Origin of the sequence: Acinetobacter sp. ANC 4779, assembly GCF_004331055.1 — a bacterium.
Classification (GTDB): Bacteria; Pseudomonadota; Gammaproteobacteria; order Pseudomonadales; family Moraxellaceae; genus Acinetobacter.
The window spans coordinates 109832-133241 of record NZ_SJNU01000012.1; the positions used below are offsets into that span (position 1 = coordinate 109832).

17 protein-coding genes, 1 tRNA gene and 3 pseudogenes are annotated in these 23410 nt (G+C 41.4%); 4 read left to right on the forward strand and 17 right to left on the reverse strand.

Annotated features, from left to right (window positions below; translation table 11 throughout):
- The first annotated feature begins 164 nt into the window (after positions 1 to 164).
- The 3 genes and pseudogenes from E0H80_RS13675 to E0H80_RS13685 all read left to right on the forward strand — a co-directional run.
- Positions 165 to 344 carry a hypothetical protein gene (locus tag E0H80_RS13675; protein ID WP_131366695.1) on the forward strand — a complete coding sequence of 60 codons (180 nt, stop codon included), beginning with the start codon at positions 165 to 167 and terminating at the stop codon, positions 342 to 344.
- Positions 345 to 354: 10 nt separating this feature from the next.
- A complete protein-coding gene (locus E0H80_RS13680) occupies positions 355 to 1740 on the forward strand; it encodes a hypothetical protein (RefSeq protein WP_131366697.1) in 1386 nt (461 codons plus the stop codon).
- A gap of 222 nt (positions 1741 to 1962) precedes the next feature.
- A pseudogene (locus E0H80_RS13685) lies at positions 1963 to 2949 on the forward strand (hypothetical protein); the annotation flags it as partial.
- Between the two features lie 91 nt (positions 2950 to 3040).
- Here E0H80_RS13685 and htpG read toward each other — a convergent pair.
- The 5 genes from htpG to E0H80_RS13710 all read right to left on the reverse strand — a co-directional run bounded on the left by htpG (position 3041) and on the right by E0H80_RS13710 (position 8909).
- Positions 3041 to 4960 (reverse strand): molecular chaperone HtpG, encoded by a 1920-nt coding sequence (gene htpG / locus E0H80_RS13690; protein WP_131366701.1) that lies wholly within the window; start codon positions 4958 to 4960, stop codon positions 3041 to 3043.
- A 91-nt stretch (positions 4961 to 5051) separates the two neighbouring features.
- Positions 5052 to 5396: a lysozyme inhibitor LprI family protein gene (locus E0H80_RS13695; RefSeq protein ID WP_131366703.1), complete on the reverse strand. Its 345-nt coding sequence runs from the start codon at positions 5394 to 5396 to the stop codon at positions 5052 to 5054.
- 163 nt (positions 5397 to 5559) lie between these two features.
- Positions 5560 to 6222, reverse strand: a complete 663-nt coding sequence (locus E0H80_RS13700; protein WP_131366705.1) for an OmpW/AlkL family protein — start codon at positions 6220 to 6222, stop codon at positions 5560 to 5562.
- 320 nt (positions 6223 to 6542) lie between these two features.
- On the reverse strand, positions 6543 to 7910 hold the full coding sequence (locus tag E0H80_RS13705) for a Na+/H+ antiporter family protein (RefSeq protein WP_131366715.1): 1368 nt from the start codon (positions 7908 to 7910) through the stop codon (positions 6543 to 6545).
- Positions 7911 to 8033: 123 nt separating this feature from the next.
- On the reverse strand, positions 8034 to 8909 hold the full coding sequence (locus E0H80_RS13710) for an alpha/beta fold hydrolase (protein ID WP_131366707.1): 876 nt from the start codon (positions 8907 to 8909) through the stop codon (positions 8034 to 8036).
- A 117-nt stretch (positions 8910 to 9026) separates the two neighbouring features.
- On the opposite strand from E0H80_RS13710, the pseudogene E0H80_RS13715 reads away from it, so the two are divergent.
- A pseudogene (locus E0H80_RS13715) lies at positions 9027 to 9548 on the forward strand (DUF4442 domain-containing protein).
- 21 nt (positions 9549 to 9569) lie between these two features.
- On the opposite strand, the gene E0H80_RS13720 reads toward E0H80_RS13715, so the two are convergent.
- From E0H80_RS13720 to E0H80_RS13775, 12 genes and pseudogenes are all read right to left on the reverse strand, one after another.
- Positions 9570 to 9926: a DNA transfer protein p32 gene (locus tag E0H80_RS13720; protein ID WP_131366708.1), complete on the reverse strand. Its 357-nt coding sequence runs from the start codon at positions 9924 to 9926 to the stop codon at positions 9570 to 9572.
- A 137-nt stretch (positions 9927 to 10063) separates the two neighbouring features.
- Positions 10064 to 10603 carry a hypothetical protein gene (locus E0H80_RS13725; protein WP_131366709.1) on the reverse strand — a complete coding sequence of 180 codons (540 nt, stop codon included), beginning with the start codon at positions 10601 to 10603 and terminating at the stop codon, positions 10064 to 10066.
- Positions 10604 to 10766: 163 nt separating this feature from the next.
- The gene (rpoC, locus tag E0H80_RS13730) at positions 10767 to 14957 is read right to left on the reverse strand and encodes a DNA-directed RNA polymerase subunit beta' (protein WP_131366710.1); all 4191 of its coding nucleotides are present in this window, start codon (positions 14955 to 14957) and stop codon (positions 10767 to 10769) included.
- Positions 14958 to 15075: 118 nt separating this feature from the next.
- Positions 15076 to 19164 (reverse strand): DNA-directed RNA polymerase subunit beta, encoded by a 4089-nt coding sequence (gene rpoB / locus E0H80_RS13735; RefSeq protein ID WP_131366711.1) that lies wholly within the window; start codon positions 19162 to 19164, stop codon positions 15076 to 15078.
- 304 nt (positions 19165 to 19468) lie between these two features.
- On the reverse strand, positions 19469 to 19834 hold the full coding sequence (gene rplL, locus E0H80_RS13740) for a 50S ribosomal protein L7/L12 (RefSeq protein ID WP_067869002.1): 366 nt from the start codon (positions 19832 to 19834) through the stop codon (positions 19469 to 19471).
- 42 nt (positions 19835 to 19876) lie between these two features.
- A complete protein-coding gene (gene rplJ / locus E0H80_RS13745; RefSeq protein ID WP_131269508.1) occupies positions 19877 to 20401 on the reverse strand; it encodes a 50S ribosomal protein L10 in 525 nt (174 codons plus the stop codon).
- 307 nt (positions 20402 to 20708) lie between these two features.
- The gene (rplA, locus tag E0H80_RS13750) at positions 20709 to 21404 is read right to left on the reverse strand and encodes a 50S ribosomal protein L1 (protein ID WP_131269509.1); all 696 of its coding nucleotides are present in this window, start codon (positions 21402 to 21404) and stop codon (positions 20709 to 20711) included.
- 3 nt (positions 21405 to 21407) lie between these two features.
- The gene (rplK, locus tag E0H80_RS13755) at positions 21408 to 21836 is read right to left on the reverse strand and encodes a 50S ribosomal protein L11 (RefSeq protein ID WP_004813566.1); all 429 of its coding nucleotides are present in this window, start codon (positions 21834 to 21836) and stop codon (positions 21408 to 21410) included.
- A gap of 120 nt (positions 21837 to 21956) precedes the next feature.
- Positions 21957 to 22490: a transcription termination/antitermination protein NusG gene (nusG, locus tag E0H80_RS13760; protein ID WP_131366712.1), complete on the reverse strand. Its 534-nt coding sequence runs from the start codon at positions 22488 to 22490 to the stop codon at positions 21957 to 21959.
- Positions 22491 to 22497: 7 nt separating this feature from the next.
- Positions 22498 to 22938 carry a preprotein translocase subunit SecE gene (gene secE / locus E0H80_RS13765; RefSeq protein ID WP_131366713.1) on the reverse strand — a complete coding sequence of 147 codons (441 nt, stop codon included), beginning with the start codon at positions 22936 to 22938 and terminating at the stop codon, positions 22498 to 22500.
- A gap of 73 nt (positions 22939 to 23011) precedes the next feature.
- Positions 23012 to 23087: transfer RNA gene (locus E0H80_RS13770), tRNA-Trp, on the reverse strand.
- 51 nt (positions 23088 to 23138) lie between these two features.
- Positions 23139 to 23410 (reverse strand): annotated as a pseudogene (locus E0H80_RS13775) (elongation factor Tu); the annotation flags it as partial.

Here is a 23410-nt window from a genome sequence, read left to right on the forward strand (position 1 = left end):
CTTTAGCAGTAAAAATTTGAATATTTTTACCCAAAATCTACATTTTTTGTTATTTATGTCTATAACCACTCAAAACATAACCATATCTCTTCATGCTTTTTCTTTTTAAATCCATATAATCAAAGCATTAAATTAATAATTTCATACAATGAAACCATTTTCTTATGCAAGAACTTCAAGCATTGATTCAAGGTAAAATTCCTCCGCAAACAATCAATATTGATCGTTTGATTGTACTTGCTGAACAGTACCCAAAACCCACGTCTGCAGAATATAAATTACTTGAACTTGCTATTAATATTGTATTGGCAAGCTATTTAGAAAAAGCCCAACAACATCTCTAGAGATGCGTTCATGAATGCCTTAGAAAAAGCGCTGCTGGTTAAAGAATTACATCAACTGCTAGACGGTTTGGAACATCGCTCTTTATCTTTTTTTGAAATTGCAAAATCAAAAACACGTTTAATCGAAATTTTTCGTTTATGTGATGACCCCATTTTTAAAAAACAAATTTTGAAATTTAAATCTCAAACTCAACCGCAGCAAGCCGCAACGGATTTTGCAGATCAGACGCCGTTTAAACTTTCTTATCGTGGACTTTTTCGACAGGATGGCACTTTACAACAGGCGCTATACCAAAATACCGAATCAGGTTGGGCCATTTTGTATCACCCTGCACAAGGATGGAAAATATGGTTAATTCCAGCCCCAAACCGCAGTGCCTTGATCAGTGTCTGGGGGAATCTAGCTGAGATTTATCAATGGATGTTAGAACAGCAACAACGCTATAGCTGCCTGAAAACTGACGATGAATTAAGACAAAAAGCAGTTCTTTTAGAACGACACCTTGCTCCTATTTTAACTCAGACTGAGACACACTTAAATCTGTCTCCACCGCTTGTACCAGAACAGAATCAAATCAATGTGCCAGATTTAAGCACGTCTAATCAGCACCTTAATAATCAACTGCCACACATATTAAAAGACAAGCAACAAGTAATAACAGCTAAAAAACAGATCGGAAAGGATGTTTTACAAAGCCTGCAACTCGGTCCATATCTTGCCCATCTTTATCCTGTTGATGAGAAGAATGCTGCTGCACAAGAGTTACATGGTTTAGAAATTCCAGCTCTTCCAGAAATTTCTCAATATGTTGATTTACTTATCCATGCTGCAGATTTAAAAAATTGGCAACAACATCCAATTTATCTGGCTGAACAAGTTGATACACAGAATTGTTTTATGAAATATTTAGTGTTGTTCGGCGCTGAAAATAAAAACCAAGCGGTTGATTTAATGCATAGATTTACTCAACACTACCAACATCGTATCGTTGCGATTAAACAAATTTCCTGGGAAGATCTCGCGGAAAATTTTACCGATTTCGAGGCTCTATTTTATAGCTATACAGAAAAAGCAGCTTTACTTTGGAAAAATGAAAACTATGTTGCCTTTATTCCTGCACAACTTTTCCAAACACAAAAAATTATTCAGTTTAAGGAAATTCCTGCTGACTTTAAGACCCCGCTGCTGTTACTAAAAGAGCGACAAAAAATTCGGGTGATTCATGGGCAAAACCGTTTAAATCTGTCTCGAACTGAATTGGCTTATCCTTATTTTTTATTAGAACGTGATCAGGGGGTAAGCTGGCAATTGATTCAGAATATTATTACTCAACTAGAATCGCCCATCGACTGTAATCAATTATATGAGGCAATTCAAAAGCATATTTCCGATTAAGTTTTATTTTTTTGTAGCCAAAGCTTGCTTTTTTAGCGCAATTTTTACAAGACTATCAAATAACCAGAATTTAAGAGCAAGGATATGCCCTCAAAGAAAATCAGTTTATCAAAACCCCTCTTATTTATACTATTATCGGGGATCATGAGTGCCTCAAATGGATCTGAGCGCTCAGATCAAAAGACTGACTCACCCACGAGTTCAATTTCGACTCAAGATGAAGATCATAGTTTGCTGTATCAAATTCCAAGTTGGGTGGATGCGCTGCCTACATTTTTGCCCCAGCAGTCAAATGAACCTATTGTTCCACCCACCATACAAACTGCAGATCGAACTTGGTTAGACCGCAAACAGCTTAAAGTTCGAAACTGGGCAGATCATACCTCGCATAAAATTGATAATTGGTTTGGCGAAACCGATCCAGAAAAACCAGCATCTGCGACCTTACGCGTGATCGTGGACAACAACTGGAATAAACATGATGGTTATGAAATTAAACCGCGTATTCGAGGCAAAATCAAACTTCCAACTTTAGAGCGCAAACTGAGTTTAGTCTTTGGTGATGACTCCCTCGACAATGAACTGGATAATAATGTCGCCATTACCGATGAAAATCCGGGCAATAGCAATGATAAAACTTTAGACCGACAGCGTACCCGTGAGAATAATAGTTCTTTTGCATTTCGCTGGTCAGATTTTTCCAAACGCCTGCCTTTTGAAACTGATGTAGATTTAGGTCTTCGTTCGGGAGATGATATTTATCTGCGTTTTAAAGGCTCCAAAAACTGGAAACTGGAAAATGATTTCAATTTTTACGCAGAAGAAATTTATCGTTATGGCATTGATAGTAAAAATTATTTAAGAACCAATCTTGAGCTCACTCATGCGCGTCCAAATGAAGCCATTCTTTCTAATCAGCTCAATCTTACCTATGCCGATGATCAAGATGATGACCTAACTTGGGATAATAACCTGTTTAGACAGCATCAGTTTTTTCATGAAAACACCTTTAGTTATGGTATTTATACTGGTGGTTTTTTAAACAATAAAGATTTGCGTTTAAACAGCTGGGGGCCCTTCGTTTCTTGGCGACAACCGTTATGGCGGGAATGGTTCTATGTACAAGGAAATTTAAATTACTTTAATAATCATAGGGATGATCGTAGTCATTTTATTGGTGCATCGGTGCGTTTAGAAGCATTATTTTAATTAGGCTTAAATCAGACTATTTACTTATTCTTCAGATAATTTTCAATAAAAAAACCTCCCAAAGGAGGTTTTTTTATTGTCTAGAATAGACTTATTTCAACAACAAACTGTTAATACGTTTTACATATTCCGCAGGATCATCAGGTAAACCCCCTTCTGCAATCACGGCCTGATCGAAAATCACATTGGCCAGATCATCAAACTGACTCGAGTCTTCCAGTTTTTTCACCAAAGGATGTTCGGGGTTAATTTCCAGAATCGGTTTACTTTCTGGCACCGCCTGACCTGCCTGTTTCAACATACGAATCAATTGCGGAGAAAGCTCTCCTTCACCCGTCACCAAACATGCAGGAGAATCAACCAAACGGGTGGTTACACGAACCTCTTTGGTTTTGGCTTTGAGTGAATCTGACAGTTTTTCAATGATTGGTTTAAATTGTTCAGCGGCTGCTTCAAGCGCTTTCTTCTCTTCAGCATCTTGCAGATCCCCTAAATCCACTGCACCTTTCGCCACGTTTTGCATAGGCGTACCATCGAACTCATTGACGAACTCCATCGCCCATTCATCCACACGATCTGCCATCAATAACACTTCGATGCCTTTCTTCTTGAACAATTCCAGTTGTGGTGAGTTTTTCGCAGCAGTTAAACTATCCGCAGTCACGTAATAAATGGCTTTTTGCCCTTCTTTCATCCGTGCTTTATAGTCAGTCAATGAAGTTGAAATTTCATCATTGGTCGATGTAGAGAACCGTAATAATTTTAAAATACGTTCACGATTGCCAAAGTCTTCACCCAAACCTTCTTTAATCACTGAACCAAATTCAGCATAGAACTGTTTGAATTTTTCTTGATCTTTTTCATCTTCCGACTTCGCCAGACCATCCAGCATAGTCAAAATACGGCGAGTGTTGCCTTCGCGAATGGTTTTTACATCGCGGCTTTCCTGTAGCAGTTCACGGCTGACATTGAGCGGAAGATCAGCGCTATCGACTACACCCTGTACAAAACGCAAATAATTTGGAATCAGATTATCCGCTTCATCCATAATAAACACGCGTTTTACATACAGCTTGATGCCCGCTTTCGCTTCACGCGTGAAAATATTGTTCGGCGCTTTGCTTGGCACATACAGTAATTGAGTATATTCGGTACTGCCTTCCACACGATTATGTGCCCAGGCCAAGGGTGCCTCAAAGTCGTGGCTTAAATTCTTGTAAAACTCAATGTATTGCTCATCAGTGATCTCATTTTTATTTCGAGTCCAAAGTGCACTTGCCGAGTTAATCGCTTCCCATTCATCCGTTTTAACCATCTGACCGGCTTTAGGTTCTTCACCTTCAGCCGCTTCTTCTTGCTGCCAGACTTCTTTTTGCATTTCAATGGGCAAACTAATATGGTCAGAATATTTATTGATGATTTGCTTAACTTTATAAGACTCTAAATACTCAAGTGCATTATCACGTAAATGTAAAATGATATCTGTTCCACGTGAAGCCTTGGTTATTTGTTCAACTTCAAAATCACCTGTACCTTGACTGATCCAGCGTACGCCATCCGTCGCATCTGCAGCTGCATGACGAGATTCAACGGTAATTTTTTCGGCAACAATAAAGCCTGAATAGAAGCCGACACCAAACTGTCCGATCAATTGCGCATCGGCTTTCTGGTCACCGGACAGTCTAGACATAAAGTCTTTGGTGCCAGATTTAGCAATGGTACCTAAATTATCAATCGCTTCTTGTTGGGTTAAACCAATACCGTTGTCTGAAATGGTAATGGTTTTATTGTCTTTATCTAGACTGACACGAACATGTAGTTCAGGATCATTTTCATAATATTCAGGATGATTGATCCCTTCAAAACGCAACTTATCGCAAGCATCTGAAGCATTCGAAATCAGTTCGCGTAAGAAAATATCCGGATTTGAATAAAGTGAATGCGTCACCAAATGTAAAAGCTGGGCTACTTCTGCCTGGAAACTATGTTTTTGTGTACTTTGTTCGCTCATCAGTCACTCCTTAAATTCAAAACACTTTTTATTGAATGCTTAATGAATGGAGTGACTTGAGAAAATTTCAATAGGAAATGATAAATTTTTATTAAAAAGGGCCTTGTTTATAAACACGATCCATATACAGATCCAGTTTTTGTTGGCGCATTTTATATACTTCGGTTAAACAACGGCTTGAGTTACTACATTGATCACGTAATTGTAGCCACTTCACCTGTTCATCCTGAATCATACCCCGTGTACCCATAGGAACCAGACGCTTAATAATATTATAGGTAGTAGCCATTTTCACATCGGCATCATTTACAACACGAGTGTCACAAATAGCATGTTCTGTTTGTGTTCGGGCATGATCACAATTGAAACTTGCTGCATAAACAGATCCACTGAATAGGCTACAAAAGACCACACTGTATAAATTGAATAATTTCATGATTTTTTTCTCTTTTTAGCTTATTTTCTATAACCAACTTAAACAAAATATTGATGATTAAATAGTATCAAAGTGCTCAATCTATGTGATTTATTGTACGTTTTTCATTAAAAAACCCCATCTATAAAGATGAGGTTTATTTGCGCTAATTATTATTTTTATCTTAAAATTTGTAGCTATAACCGATTGTATAAACCCAAGGATTCACTTCAAGATCACCTAAACTTACTTTAGTACCATCAGCTGTTTTTGCTGTTAATTCAGTTTTCACATCTGCATAACGTACGTCTGCAAAAACACCCCAATTTTTAGCATCTGCCGGTTGAAAGTTAAAACCAACTTGTCCTGCAACACCATACGCCACATCAGCTTCTAGCTTTTCAGCACCTGTTAGTGCTTGAGCTTCTGCAGATAATTTTTCTCCCCAAGGAATAACCACCGTCGCACCGACACCTACATAAGGTGTAAAACGCGTAGAGTTTTTAAAATTATATTTTGCAGTAATTGTTGGTGGTAAATGTTTAAAGCTTGCTACTTTACCTAAACCTTCTAATTCAACATCATGTTTAAAAGGCGCAGCCAATAATAATTCTACAGAAATAGGCGAATTGGCAAAGAAATACTCTACAGAAGGGGTAAAGTTAATTTCATTACTAATTTCAGATTTTAATGCAGCTGAACCACCTGCTGCCAAAGGCACATTCAAAGTACCGTTATCATCATTTTGTGGTGCAAGAGCAGAAGCGCCTAATTTCACCTGCCAATCACCAGCCATCGCTGAAGCAGACATCCCTAATAATGTAATAAAAGCAGTTTGCTTTAACATAAAAAATACCCCTTGGAAGAATAATAACAACAAAATAAAACATTAATTAATAATAAACACGAGACAAATTAATATGCAATAGCGATCAATTAATAATAATTTAATTTATTTTCAAGTACTTGATAATATTAAATATTTATTTTAATCAGACCAACCTGGTTGGTTTTAAATACCAACCAGGTTAATCAGGTTTTATTATTATATTCTGAGTATATTCATCAGGTTTATTATATTAGTTTTTCTAAAAGATCTATTTTAAATATATCTATTAACACTAAATATAAAATAGATTCAAACTAAATAAAAAATATAAGTTTGAATTAAAGCACCATTGCGGCAATCCACCCAAATATCATTAAAGGAATATTAAAATGGATAAAGGTAGGAACCACACTGTCTTTCATATGGTCATGTTGTCCATCCATATTTAAACCTGAGGTGGGTCCTAAAGTTGAATCAGAAGCTGGAGAACCCGCATCGCCCAAAGCTGCTGCAGTACCAATCAGGGCAATGGTCGCGGCTGGACTAAACCCAAACTGGATACATAAAGGCACATAGATAATGGCTAAAATCGGCACAGTAGAGAACGATGAACCAATCCCTAAAGTAATCAGCAAACCCACCAGCAACATTAAAAAGGCAGCCAGAGCTTTACTGTTACCAATCCACTCAACCGATGCATTGACCAAAGCAGGAACTTGATTGGTGGCCTCAATGACGGATGCAAAACCTTGTGCAGCAATCATGATAAAACCGACTAATGCCATCATTCGCATACCGGTAATAATTACATCGTCTGCTTCTTTCCACTTGAAAATGCCTGCGCAGCTTAAAATCGCCACACCCACCAAACCGGCAAGAATCATCGAATCTGAATAAAGCTGTACACTTAGGGTCGCAATGACGGCAAAAGCGGCCATAACCAAGGTAAATTTTGCTATTTGTGGCTTAGCATTCTCCTCGGTAACGACATCACCAGAAATACTATGATGACTTGGTTCAAGCTTAATTTCTTTATAAATTCTTGGTTTGCGATAAGTATAAAACAGCGCAACCAATAGCCCCACAAACATGCCAAATACCGGAATTGCCATTGCATATGGAATTTGATCATAGCTAATTTCAAAACCGTATGGCTTACCAAAAGTATTGATATTTTGGCCTAATATATCATTCAGGAAAATCGCACCAAATCCGACCGGAACCAACATATAGGTGGCACATAAACCAAAAGTTAATAAACAGGCCACAGCGCGGCGGTCTAAATTTAAATGGTTAAAGACACCTAACAGAGGCGGAATCAAAACCGGGATAAAAGCAATATGAACAGGAATCAGGTTTTGCGAAGACACCGCTGCAGCAACAATCATAAAGAAAATTAAAAATTTAACCTTATTTTGCGATTGAACATTGGCATCTCCTTTTACGATGGAGATCAGTTTGTAAGCCAGTAAATCAGGTAAACCCGAGCGTGCTAAAGCAAGCGCAAATGCACCCAAAATACCATAGGCCAAGGCAATTTTAGCCCCGCCACCTAGGCCATTATTAAATGCATCTAAAGTTCCTTGCAGACCTAAGCCAGCCAACAAACCACCGGCAACAGCACCGATCACCAATGCAAAGACCACAGGCACACGAGCTAATGAGAGTCCGAACATGACTCCGATAGCGGCAATAATTGCGAACATAATCACTTGAGGGGGAAGATGAAAAGTCGATATTTTAGCAGATCCAACTCCTTGAATCTGCAAATTGATTGCTTTTAGCCGTCATCTGAATTTTCATTTATATTCAGATAATTAAATAAAAAACTAATTTCCAGACTGGCTTAATGCAAAGCTACGAATCGTGTCGGCGACCAATTCAGGTTGACTTAATATTGCCCAGTGATTGGCATCCATATCTAGACGCTGAAAATTTTCAGCCCATTTTGGCATTTCATCAATCAGTTCAGGACTGACAAAATTGTCACGTTTCAGCACAATCGCCTGGACGGGACAAACAGCAAAACGCTGACGTGGCCGAGTTAAGCGTGGCAAAAAATTAGCGCGATACAATCCGATTCCATGTTTGCCATCTGATGCAATATGAGGATTTAAAGGCAAGTTTTTCTGCTGCTCCAACTTTTCTAGCACTTTGCCCCATTTTTCAGGACTGAAAAAACCCCATACTGTGGGTGCCAGCAATGGCAGCTGAAATACTGCGATATACCAAGACTTGCTGAGCTGCTTAAAGAACTTGCTCTTGTGCTGTTTAAACTGATTACGCATCCAAAATGCAGCATGGTCTAAACACGGCCCTGAAATCGTACTATAAGATAGAATTCGGGCAGTAAATTTGGCTTCGGTGACCGACTCCCAAGACTGGATAGAACCCCAGTCATGCGCTGCCAAATGGAAAGGCCGATCTTTTAATACAGCATTGACTACATTTTCTAAATCTAAAGATAATTGTTCCAAGCGATAGTCACGAATACGCCTTGGAATAGAGGACTGCCCTGCTCCGCGTACATCATAAGTGACAATATAAAAATCTTGGATAAGCTCCTGAATAACTGGTTCCCATACTTCCTGATTATCCGGATAACCATGTACCAATACTAAAGCCGGCTTTTCATCGCTTCCCCATGTTTTTACATAGAGACGCTGTTGATCTTGGGTGGCTACCCATTGGGTCTTTGCTTGCATAATGCTTTCTCATTTTTTTATTCACTATTTATCTGGATCATTGGGCAACCTGATCAATGCCCCAATTTTAATTCTGATTTAGTATGCTCTGGCTCACCATAAAAACAATTGACCCAGATGAGCCTTTTAAACAAACTGCAGACAATACTGGCGATCGCTAAATTCATGCTCAATCGTTACGCACCTTATCGTGATGCAGGTATTGAAACTAAAGAAATGGATCTGGCAAATTACCAAATTCGCGTGAAAATGTCTTTAACGCGTAAAAATCAAAATGTGCTGGGAGTGCATTTTGGAGGAAGCCTGTATTCCATGGTCAATCCGTTTTTATGCTTTTTACTGATACATCATCTCGGATCAAAATATATTGTCGGGGATAAATCGGCGAAAATTCATTTTCTCTGACCAGGACATAACACCGTTTATAGCGATATTCGCTTAGATGGCGCTAAAATAGCCAATATAAAACAACTTACCGATAATTAAGCTCCCATACATCTCAAATACACTGTCCATATTTTTGGCGGTGTGAGCATCCGTATTGCAGAAATTGAAAAAAAAACTGTCTATATGCGCAGGGAAAAATCCAGAATCAACCATTGGATAATAAAAAAGCGCTTGTTGATCAAGCGCTTTTAATTTAATGATTAAGACGTTGTATTAACGTTTCTGTTCGATGGCAGCTCCAGCACCACCACCAATCGCACCACCAATTGCTGCACCACCATTGCCACCAAAGACACTTTTACCTACGGCAGAACCAATAGCACCACCTACACCACTATAAGTCGCATTTCGGTTTGAACCACCTTGGGTTTTACTGCCGACCGCTGCACCAGCACCGCCACCTACAGCGGCGCCTACACCACCACCGACCTTATTACCTACACCGCCACCCACGGCCCCACCTAGGGCTGCTGCGCCGATTCGCTGCTCATTGGCAGACATACTTTCACAACCTGCCAACATAAAAGTGGATAGAGTGGCTACTGCCATTACGCTCATTAACTTTTTCATGGATTTTTCCCCTTTTTTCATTCTTTTCAGCTTATGCTTCTTTTGTGAAAAAAATAAATTAAAAATGTAAAGCATTAATACTGAAATGATGCATTTTGTAAAAAATCATGAAACATTTCACTATGTTTAACTGAAGTTTATTCATCTTCACTCAACACCACTATATCACGTGTGGTTGTACCATTTTCAGTTAAAACGGCATGTGATGTTTTGGTGTTACTGCCCAGATTGTTTTTCTGATCCAGCTTTAATGTTCGATGAATAGGCTCTTGCCCTTGTTTGAATTCAACACCTTCAGCATCAATTTTTTTGGTTTGAGAGAGTATCTTCCCGTCTTGCTTTATCGTGGTATCCAATTCAATTTTTGAAGTCGGTACAATGACACCGCCTTTTTGAATCACAGGAATAGTAAGCTGCTTTTCTGAAAATTGTGCTTGGTTATCTTCTAAATGGATTTCTCGCGCAACAATATCTTTCCCCTGATTGGTAACTTCAAAAATTGTGGCATCAACACTACGCTTAGGCTCTTGTCCTGCAACTCGACGAATGACCTCTGTCTTTAAGATTGGAACAACGGCTTTATCTTCCACCATAATAGTATTTGGCATGGGTGCAGCAATAACAGCAGCAGAAATAGATATAAGTGAAAGTGCCAAAAAATGCTGTATCGGTTTCATAAGTTTGCCCTAGTTGTTTTAAGTTTATAAATTAATAAAGATTTTCAATTGTTCTGTTTTTAATATAAGAAATTATAGCACTGGGGGAAAGCTTTAATTTTCACTTATTCCCAATAAAAAAAGACGCCCGAAGGCGCCTTTTTTCAATCATTTAACTTAAGAATTAAAACTCTTGGTTAAATGCTTGGCTTAATGCTTGATCAACATCAGAGAAGTCATTTACAAGCTCATGCTCGGCAGCTTCAGCTTCTTGACGACGACGTTCTAAGTGGTATGCAAGACCCGTACCTGCAGGAATCAAACGACCCACAACTACGTTCTCTTTCAGACCGCGTAAATCATCTTCTTTACCTGTTACCGCAGCTTCAGTTAACACACGAGTTGTTTCCTGGAACGATGCAGCAGAGATAAACGAGTCAGTAGAAAGCGATGCTTTCGTAATACCCATCAATTGACGTTCATACTTCGCAGGGAACTTGTTCTGAGCAAGTACAGCTTGGTTTTCAGCAACCATGCGGATGTAATCCACTTGTTCGCCTTTAATGAAGCTCGTATCACCACCATCAGTGATTTCAACTTTACGCAACATTTGACGCACAATAACTTCAATGTGCTTGTCGTTGATTTTTACACCTTGCAGACGGTAAACGTCCTGAACTTCGTTCACGATGTAGTTAGTCAACGCCACTTCACCTTTCAAACGTAAAATGTCATGCGGGTTTTGTGGACCGTCAGAAACTGTTTCACCACGGTTTACATGTTCGCCTTCGTACACGTTAATGGTACGCCATTTTGGAATCAACTCTTCATAAATTTCAGAGCCGTCATCTGGCGCAATCACTAAACGGTTTTTACCTTTGGTCTCTTTACCGAAGCTTACAACACCTGAAATTTCAGCCAGGATTGCATGTTCTTTCGGTTTACGTGCTTCGAACAAGTCAGCTACACGCGGCAGACCACCGGTAATATCACGAGTACGTGAAGTTTCTTGTGGTACACGACCAATAACGTCACCCACACCGATTGTTTCGCCATCACGGACAGAAAGAATCGTATTTTGTGGCAAGAAGTAGAACTGTTCGCCACCCTCTACGGTGTCAAGAACAACAGCAGGACGCAAATCTTTACCTGACGCAGGACGTGAAGTCACTGGCAAGATTTCGATTGTGGTCATACCTGTTGCATCATCAGTTTTCGAGGTCACAGTTACGCCATCAGCGATCTGGCTGAAACGTACTTTGCCCGCAACTTCGGTAACCAGTGGATGCGTATGCGGATCCCACGTTGCAACAATACCGCCCGCTGCTACTTCTTCGCCATCTTTTAGAATGATCGAAGCACCGTATGGAATTTTGTAGCGTTCGCGTTCACGACCCAAGTCATCCGCAATACCGATTTCACCTGAACGAGAAGTCGATACCAAGTGACCTTTGGCATGTTGTACAGTTTTCACGTTGTGGAAACGTACAGTACCTTTATTACGTACTTGAATACTATTTGCAGCAGAAGTTCGACTTGCAGCACCACCCACGTGGAAAGTACGCATGGTTAACTGGGTACCCGGCTCACCAATGGATTGTGCAGCCATAACACCTACAGACTCACCAGGATTTACCTGATGACCACGTGCAAGGTCACGACCATAACATTTCGCACATACACCGAACGTAGATTCACAAGAAACCACGGAACGTACTTTAACTTCGTCGACACCCGCTTCTTCAATGAAGGCAGCAAGTTTTTCGTCAATCAGCGTATTACGCGGAAGAATAACCTCGTCAGAACCAGCACGTTTCACATCTTCAGCAACAACACGACCCAATACTCGAGCACCCAGATTCTCGATGACATCGCCACCTTGAATGAATGGCGTCATGACAAGACCGCCTAAAGTACCGCAATCAGGTTCAGTAATCACCAAATCCTGCGCTACGTCTACTAGACGACGAGTCAAGTAACCAGAGTTTGCTGTTTTAAGTGCTGTATCGGCCAAACCTTTACGCGCACCGTGTGTTGAAATGAAGTACTGAAGTACTGTCAAACCTTCACGGAAGTTTGCTTTAATCGGGGTTTCAATGATCGAACCATCCGGTTTCGCCATCAAACCACGCATACCTGCAAGCTGACGAATCTGAGCTGCCGAACCACGGGCACCAGAGTCAGACATCATGTAGATACTGTTGAATGATTTTTGCTTCTCGTCTTCACCCTGTTTGTTTTTAACAGTGGTAAAAGACAAGTTGTCCATCATCGCTTTCGCTACTTGGTCGTTAGTACGCGCCCAAATATCGACCACTTTGTTATAACGTTCGCCGGCAGTTACGAAACCTTGTTCGAACTGTTGTTCGATTTCACGAACTTCAGCATCCGCTTTACCAATAATGGCTTGTTTTTGCGGTGGAATAAGCATGTCTTCCATACCGACAGATACACCTGAACGCGTCGCTTGACGGAAGCCCAAGTACATCAATTGGTCAGCAAAGATTACTGTATCTTTTAGACCCAATTTACGGTAGCAAGAGTTAATTAACTTCGAGATGTTTTTCTTGGTCATCTCAACGTTAATTTGCTGGAAATCCATACCTTCAGGCACAACTTCCCAAAGTAAGCAACGGCCAGGAGTCGTATCAACAATAATGGTTTGCTGTTCGCGGTTACCATCTTCATCAATGACAGTCTGGTGTACACGTGCTTTTACGCGAGCGTGCAAGTTCACTTGACCGGTAGCCAATGCGCGGTTTACTTCGTCAGTATCCGCAAACACCATGCCTTCACCTTTGGCATTGATTGCATCACGCGTGATGTAATACAAGCCCAACACAACGTCCTGAGACGGTACGATGATTGGTTCACCGTTCGCTGGAGACAAAATGTTGTTGGTTGACATCATTAACGCACGCGCTTCTAACTGAGCTTCGATTGTTAATGGAACGTGTACCGCCATTTGGTCACCGTCGAAGTCGGCGTTGAACGCAGCACATACGAGTGGGTGAAGACGGATTGCTTTACCTTCAATCAGGATCGGTTCAAATGCTTGAAGACCCAAACGGTGAAGGGTTGGCGCACGGTTCAACATGACTGGATGTTGACGAATTACATGCGCAAGAACGTCCCAAACTTCCGGAGTTTCGCGTTCAACCATTTTCTTCGCAGCTTTAATGGTTGTCGCTTGACCAGACGCTTGTAGTTTCGCAAAAATAAATGGTTTGAATAATTCAAGTGCCATTTTCTTCGGAAGACCACATTGGTGCAAACGTAAAGTCGGACCTACGGTAATAACCGAACGACCTGAATAGTCGACACGTTTACCCAATAAGTTTTGACGGAAACGACCTTGTTTACCTTTGATCATGTCTGCCAAAGATTTAAGCGGACGTTTGTTTGAACCAGTGATTGCGCGACCACGACGACCGTTATCAAGCAATGCATCTACAGACTCTTGCAACATACGTTTTTCGTTACGCACGATGATGTCTGGCGCTGAAAGGTCAAGAAGACGTTTCAAACGGTTGTTACGGTTGATCACACGACGGTAAAGGTCATTCAAGTCAGAAGTCGCGAAACGACCGCCTTCAAGAGGAACTAAAGGACGAAGATCTGGTGGAAGGACTGGAAGTACAGTCAACACCATCCATTCTGGCTTGTTGTTCGAATCGTTGAATGCTTCCATCAACTTCAAACGCTTAGAGGCTTTCTTAAGCTTGGTTTCTGAAGTTGTTTGTGGAATTTCTTCACGAAGACGCGCAATTTCAGCTTCAAGATCGATGTCTTTCAACAAATCCTGAATCGCTTCTGCACCCATTTTCGCGCTGAATTCATCACCGTGTTCTTCTAATGCTGTGAAGTATTCTTCATCGTTAAGAAGTTGGTATTTCTCCATTGGAGTCATACCCGGATCTGTTACCACATATGATTCGAAATACAATACACGTTCGATATCACGTAAAGTCATGTCTAAAAGAAGACCGATACGGGATGGTAATGATTTCAAGAACCAGATGTGCGCAACCGGTGACGCAAGGTCAATATGACCCATACGCTCACGACGTACTTTCGCAGTTGTTACTTCAACGCCACATTTTTCACAAATGACGCCTTTGTATTTCATACGCTTGTATTTACCACACAAGCATTCATAATCTTTGACTGGGCCAAAGATTTTGGCACAGAATAAACCATCACGTTCTGGTTTGAACGTACGATAGTTAATTGTCTCAGGTTTTTTAACTTCACCGTGAGACCATGACTTAATCATTTCTGGTGACGCAAGACCAATGCGGATGCGATCAAACTCTACTGGAGCATGACCGTCTGAATCCGTCTTTTTGCGCATGATATCGAGCAAGTCTTTCAATTTTTTTCTCCGTGTGTCGAGGAGTTTTTCTCCTCCCCGACTGGGTCACAAATATTGTTTTTTACCTGAAAAATTCCTTAACCTCCCCCTGTACTACAGAGGGATGCAAGGGGGATTATTAGTCACCATTTTTCAGTTCAATGTTGATACCTAAAGAACGGATCTCCTTGGTCAATACGTTGAACGATTCAGGCATACCCGGATCCATATGATGGTTACCATCGACAATGTTCTTGTAGATGCGAGTACGGCCTTCAACGTCATCCGACTTAACAGTAAGCATTTCTTGAAGCGTATAAGCTGCGCCATATGCTTCAAGCGCCCAGACTTCCATCTCACCGAAACGCTGACCACCGAATTGAGCTTTACCGCCCAATGGTTGTTGAGTCACAAGTGAGTAAGAACCTGTAGAACGCGCATGCATCTTGTCATCAACCAAGTGATTCAGTTTCAACATGTACATGTAACCTACAGTTACTGGACGGTCAAAACGTTCACCGGTACGTCCGTCAAACAATACGGTTTGACCAGAACGTGGAATGTCTGCAAGTTCAAGCAACTCTTTGATTTGGCCTTCATCAGCACCATCAAATACAGGAGTTGCTAAAGGAATACCTTTACGCAAGTTTTTAGAAAGCGCCAGGATTTCATCATCAGTCAGGCTATCAAGATCTTCTTGCTCGCCACCGACTTTATTATAAATCTTGTCTAAGAAGATACGCAGTTCAGCAACGGTACGCTGTTCTTGCAGCATCTTGTCGATTTTATCGCCAAGACCTTTTGCAGCCATACCCAAGTGAGTTTCGAGAATCTGACCCACGTTCATACGCGAAGGTACACCCAGTGGGTTCAACACGATATCAACAGGCACACCGTTAGCATCATGCGGCATGTCTTCTACTGGTAAGATGTTAGAGACAACACCCTTGTTACCATGACGACCCGCCATTTTATCACCCGGTTGGATGCGACGTTTTACAGCCAAGTAAACTTTAACAACTTTCAAGACGCCAGTTGTTAGTTCATCACCTGTAGAAAGTTTGCGTTTTTTCTCTGCAAATTTCTCGTCAATCTCAATGCCTTTCTCTTTCAAGAACACTTGAATTTGAGTTAAGCGTTCAGCAATGCCTTCATCAACAGGTTGAATTTCAAGTAGATCAACCAGCTCTAAACCAGATAACAAATCTTCAGTCAGTTTGTCACCGCGTTTAGTTGTACCGCCACCGTTCGATTCTTGACCTTTCAACAAGCGAATAATACGTTCACGTGCTGCTTCTTCGAAGATTTTAAACTCTTCTTTCAAGTCTTTACGGTAAGCATCCAATTGCGCTTTTTCAATTGCTTGAGCACGTTCGTCTTTTTCAAGACCGTCACGTGTAAACACTTGAACATCAATTACTGTACCTTTAACACCTGAAGCCACACGTAAAGATGAATCTTTAACGTCAGCCGCTTTTTCACCAAAGATTGCACGTAGCAATTTTTCTTCCGGTGTTAACTGGGTTTCGCCTTTTGGTGTAACTTTACCTACAAGAATATCACCAGCAGTTACTTCAGCACCGATATAAACGATACCTGATTCATCCAGTTTAGACAGTGCAGCTTCACCCACGTTAGGAATATCAGCAGTAATTTCTTCTGCACCTAACTTGGTATCACGCGCAACACATGACAATTCTTGAATATGAATCGAAGTTAAACGGTCTTCTTGAAGAACACGTTCAGATAACAAGATCGAGTCTTCGTAGTTGTAACCGTTCCAAGTCATGAATGCTACGCGCATGTTTTGACCAAGCGCCAATTCACCACCGTCAGTCGATGGACCATCAGCCAATACGTCGTCACGACCCACTTTATCACCAATGTTCACGAGAACTTTTTGGTTAATACAAGTGTTTTGGTTCGAACGGGTATATTTGATCAGGTTGTAGATATCTACACCTGCTTCACCGGCGATCATTTCTTCTTCGTTTACACGAATAACCACACGCGACGCATCAACAAACTCGATACGACCGCCACGTTTTGCAAGAACACATACACCCGAGTCATGCGCTACGTTCGCTTCCATACCGGTACCGACAAGTGGTTTGTCAGCAATCAGCGTAGGCACAGCCTGACGTTGCATGTTTGAACCCATCAACGCACGGTTGGCGTCATCGTGTTCAAGGAATGGAATAAGTGATGCCGCAACCGATACAATCTGCTGAGCAGAAACATCCATATGCGTCACTTTTTCAGGCGGCATACGTACGAAGTCACCTTGATGACGTACTGATACAAATTCTTCTGTTAATTTACCGTTTTTATCCAAACTAGCATCGGCCTGTGCAATGACAGTACCCACTTCTTCAATCGCAGATAAATACTCGATATCCATAGTGACGCTGCCGTCAATCACTTTACGATACGGTGTTTCCAAGAAACCGAAGTTATTACATTTTGCATAAACAGAAAGTGAGTTGATCAAACCAATGTTTGGTCCCTCAGGAGTCTCAATTGGACACACACGACCGTAGTGAGTTTGATGTACGTCACGTACTTCAAAGCCTGCACGTTCACGAGTCAAACCGCCGGGTCCAAGCGCCGATACACGACGTTTGTGTGTAATTTCAGACAATGGATTATTTTGATCCATAAACTGAGACAACTGGCTTGAACCAAAGAATTCTTTGATTGCAGCAGCAACCGGTTTCGCATTGATCAAATCTTGTGGAGACAAGTTGTCAGTTTCAGCCTGAGATAGACGCTCTTTAACAGCACGTTCTACACGAACCAGACCCACACGGAATTGGTTTTCTGTCATTTCACCAACTGAACGTACGCGACGGTTACCCAAGTGATCGATATCGTCGACTTCACCCTTACCGTTACGAATTTCAACCAGTGTTTTTAGAACATCGGTAATATCTGAATTTGAAAGAATACCTTCAACTTCACGAGACTTCTGATCAGTACCCACTTCGTAAGGACGACCCAAACGACGGTTGAACTTCATACGACCGACAGGAGACAAGTCATAACGTTCAGAAGAGAAGAACAAGTTGTTGAATAAGTTTTCAGCAGCTTCTTTTGTTGGTGGCTCACCTGGACGCATTACTTTGTAGATTTCTACAAGTGCTTCTTCACGACCTGAAGTCGTATCTGCACGCAAAGAGTCCGCGACGAAAGAACCACGATCGATGTCATTGGTGAACAGAATATTGAACTGCTTCACGCCGCCTTCAGCAATCTTCACCATAATTTCATGGCTCAACACTGTGTTTGCAGCAATCACATCACCATCTTTTAATGGAATGTCTTCAGCAGTAATACGTTCGTACAAGTACTCATCAGGAACAGAAAGCTTGGCTAAGCCAGATGCTTCCATCTGACGTACATGACGTGCATTAATACGTTTGCCTTGTTCAACAATCGCTTTGCCGTCAGCATCAAGAATGTCGAATTGAGCCATTTCACCGCGCAGGCGTTCAGGCACAAGGTCAATTTGGTAGCTACCCATATCAAGATAGACCGGGACTTTTTCATAGAACATGTCTAGGACTTGTTCGTTGCTATAACCTAATGCACGAAGTACCACAGTCGCGAGTAATTTACGACGACGGTCAATACGTACAAAGACTAAATCTTTCGCATCGAATTCAAAGTCTAACCATGAACCACGGTAAGGAATGATACGTGCTGAATAAAGAACTTTACCGCTAGAGTGAGTTTTGCCTTTATCGTGGTCAAAGAATACACCTGGTGAACGATGTAATTGAGAAACAATTACACGCTCAGTACCATTGATGACAAAGGTACCATTTTCAGTCATGAGCGGCATTTCGCCCATGTACACTTCTTGTTCACGTACGTCTTTAATTGATTTGGTTTCGCGATCTTTAATGATCAAACGAATTTTTACACGCATTGGCGCTGCATAAGTCGAACCGCGTAAAATACATTCACGCACATCAAACTCAGGCTTACCAAGACTATACTCAACAAATTCTAAAGCAGCATTGCCAGAATAACTTTCAATAGGAAAAACTGAACGAAATGCGGCTTGGAGACCGATATCTTCGCGGTTTTTTGGAGTTTTGCCATCTTGTAGGAATGTTCTGTACGAGTCGACTTGAATCGAAAGCAAGTACGGAGCATCCATGACGCTAGGCAATTTACCAAAATTCTTACGGATCCGTTTCTTTTCGGTATATGAGTATGCCATCTGGAGTCCTCGGAAAGTAAACTAAGCCCGCCTGCAGAACGAGCCTAGAAGGAATTACACAGGCCGATATGGCCACCACTTTTTACAAATGCTGCAATTTTTAGTGGTATTAAAACGCTTAGCAATATTTTCAAATATGATAAATATTGGTAAGCATTTGATTTTATTGATTTATTATAATAATTGACGTTTTTTACATCAATCAAACAAAAATCGAGCCGATAATTGTAACGCAAAAAGGCTGATGACCCAAGAGCCATCAGCCAAATTTCGGGATCAATTTAAAAATTGACCCCTGGTATCATTACTTAACAGTAATTGTAGCACCAGTAGTTTCAAGCTTAGTTTTAAGTTCAGCAGCTTCTTCTTTAGAAACGCCTTCTTTAAGAATAGCTGGAGCGCTTTCAACCATGTCTTTAGCTTCTTTCAAGCCAAGACCAGTTACTTCACGAACTGCTTTAATTACAGCAACTTTGTTCGCGCCGAAAGAAGTCAATTCAACATTGAATTCTGATTGCTCTTCAGCAGCAGCAGCAGCAGGACCTGCAGCTACAGCAACTGCAGCAGCAGATACGTTGAATTTTTCTTCGAAAGCAGAAATAAGTTCTACAAGTTCAAGAACAGTTTTTTCAGCAACTGCGTTTAGGATTTCTTCGTTTGTTAAAGCCATGAGAGTAACTCCAAATGGGTATTGAATGGTGTGTGAGTAGATTTAAGCTTCTGTTGCTTCTGTTGCTTCTGGAGCTTCGTTTTTCTCTTGAAGCGCTGTAAGTAAGCGACCCAATTTCGAAATAGGAGCCTGAAGAACAGAGGCAAGCATAGTAAGCGCTTTTTCTTGGTTCGGAAGATTCGCGATAACGCTAATTTCTTCGCCTTGATAAAGTTTGCCGTCAAATGCAGCAGCTTTAAGTTCAAATGCTTTGTTAGTCTTCGCAAATTCTTCAAACAAACGAGCAGCAGCGCCCATATCATCTTCAGAAGTAGAGAAAGCTAAGATTGTTGGGCCAACAAGGTTGTCGTTCAAGATATTGAATGGAGTATCTTGAAGAGCGCGTTTAGCTAAAGTATTACGTACAACACGTGTAGCAACACCCAGTTTACGAGCTTCAACACGTAGAGCAGTTAATTGCCCTACAGTTAAACCTTGGTAGTCAGCAACAACAGCAGCAAATGCAGTAGAAGCAATTTCAGTTACTTCAGCTACGATCTGTTTTTTGCCTTCGATAAGAAGAGCCATTGTAAAACCTCCTAACGGTGATTTATGTGCTTACGCGAAGCACACTCCCAATTCGTAAATTCATTGCTGAACTTACACGCGGAGGATGAACAAATCACACCACCGCGTCTACTCGGACTGGACTTTTAAGAAGTGATTTCCGAAGAGATCCCCTCGCCCGAGGTCTTTGACGCTGATAAACAAATATTTATCAATTCAAAGTTTGCCTAAGATCGCAAGTGAACCGAAACCGGTTTATCTTGCGTAAAATTCAAAGCAGTGCTTTGAATTTTACTCAGGGCTTTAAAATTCTGTAATAAGTCGAAACTTATTTAGAAATGTTTGCTACATCAACAACAAGACCAGGACCCATAGTTGAGCTCAAAGTGATCTTTTGGATATAGATACCTTTAGAAGTAGCAGGTTTTGCTTTCTTAAGGTCAGCTACAAGAGCTTCAAGGTTTTGACGGATCGCAGCAGCATCAAAGCCAACTTGACCAATCGCGGCGTGGATAATACCGCCTTTGTCTACACGGTAACGTGCTTGACCAGCTTTAGCATTTTTAACAGCGTTAGCTACGTCAGGAGTTACAGTACCCACTTTAGGGTTAGGCATTAAGCCACGTGGACCAAGGATCGTACCCAACTTACCCACTACGCGCATTGCATCTGGAGCAGCAATTACTACGTCGAAGTCTAAGTTACCAGCTTGAATGCTTTCAGCAAGATCTTCAAAACCAACGATGTCCGCGCCTTCAGCTTTAGCAGCTTCAGCAGCAGCGCCTTGAGCAAACACAGCAACACGTACAGTTTTACCAGTACCTGCAGGAAGTGTAGTCGCGCCACGAACAACTTGATCAGATTTACGAGGGTCAACACCAAGATTTACTGATACATCCAAAGATTCTTTGAATTTAACAGCTGGGATAGTGTTAAGAATTTGTACTGCTTCTTCCAAAGTGTAAACTTTGTTCGCTTCAACAGCAGTAGCGATGGCTTTTTGACGTTTAGTTAATTTAGCCATGTCTTATAACTCCACTTCCAAGCCCATAGAACGCGCAGAACCAGCAATGGTACGTACACGTGCGTCTAAATCAGCACCAGTTAAATCTGGTTCTTTAGTAGTCGCAATTTCTTCTAATTGAGCACGAGTCAACTTACCAACTTTAGTTTTGTTAGGTACAGCTGAACCCTTTTGAATACCAGCAGCTTTCTTAAGAAGAATCGCAGCAGGCGGAGTTTTCATAATGAATGTGAACGACTTATCGTTGTACACAGTAATCACTACGGGAATTGGCAGACCAGCTTCAAGTTTTTGTGTAGCAGCATTGAATTCTTTACAGAATGCCATGATGTTAACACCACGTTGACCTAGTGCAGGACCAATCGGTGGAGATGGATTCGCTTTACCAGCTGGAACTTGCAGCTTGATATAGCCGTCAATCTTCTTAGCCATTTCAAATTACCTCTGGGTGCAAACGCCGATGAAGGCTCCCCAATGATTCTAAGTAACGATAACCGTTACAATAACAATGCCCGATCCATAACAAACCGGGCGTTTTCCAACCAACTTAAATTAGTTCGCTTTTTCGACTTGGCGAAATTCGAGCTCAACTTGAGTTGGTCGATTAAATACATTAATCGTCAACGTTAAACGTGACTTCTCGTACTGAACTTCTTCCACCACGCCTTTAAAGTCGGTGAATGGACCGTCAGTCACAAGTAATTCTTCGCCTGGTTCAAACATCGTCTTAGGACGAGGTGCTTCACCAGTATTGCGTACACGTGCAAGAATCGCATCAGCTTCTTTTTGCGTAATGGGTGCAGGTTTATCTGCAGTACCACCGATGAAACCGAGTACTTTTGGACATTCTTTAACAATGTGCCAGGTATCATCGTTCATTTCCATTTCAACTAATACATAGCCAGGAAAGAATTTACGCTCTGATTTACGCTTCTTACCATCCTTCATTTCTACGACTTCTTCAGTCGGAACCAGGACTTCACCAAAGCTATCGGCTACAGCGCTACGCTGGATTCGATCGTTAAGCGAGCGTAACACCTGTTTTTCATAGCCTGAATAGGCATGAATAATGTACCAACGTTTCATAGCTCTCTTACCCGATAATAAACTTCATTAACCAGCCTAAAATGTAATCAAAACACCATAAAACAATGGAAGCGATTACAACAACGGCAAGAACATGCCAAGATGTGGTCACTGTTTCTTGCTTGCTCGGCCAAGTCACGCGACGTAACTCTATTCGTGCATCTTTCAATAAACGAACGAAGCCTTTGCCTTGATGGGTGGCGTATAATAAACCTAAAGCCACTACGACACAAGCCAAAATCACACCAACGCGCACACCGACACTATTCGCAGGTGCCCAATACGCCGGCAAATACTGACCTACCATGGCCGCACCGACCAATAAAATCAATGCGACAACCCATAGAACTATATCTAAAGGAGACCCAGAATTAACAACTTCAGCAGGATTATTTCTTTGTGGAATTGGCGCTTCGCTTAATGCGTCACGCGATTTATCATTCGACATTTTTGTACTCGTCGTAGGCTTCGCGACTTATTATATGACAATTTAACCAGCATCAAGTTTTTTTTTAAAAAAATGGCAGGCCAGGAGGGACTCGAACCCCCAACATTCGGTTTTGGAGACCGACGCTCTACCAATTGAACTACTGACCTAGCATACAAATCGGGGACTCTAGCCCCGACCTGTAATTTCAACTTTTTATATTATAGAGTTACTTTAGCAACTACACCAGCACCCACTGTACGACCACCTTCACGGATCGCAAAACGTAGACCTGGGTCCATTGCGATTGGGTGAATGAGTTCTACTGACATTTCAACGTTGTCACCCGGCATTACCATTTCCACGCCTTCTTGTAATTGGATTGCGCCAGTTACGTCAGTCGTACGGAAATAGAATTGTGGACGGTAACCGTTAAGGAATGGAGTATGACGACCACCCTCTTCTTTAGAAAGTACGTATACTTCTGCGTCGA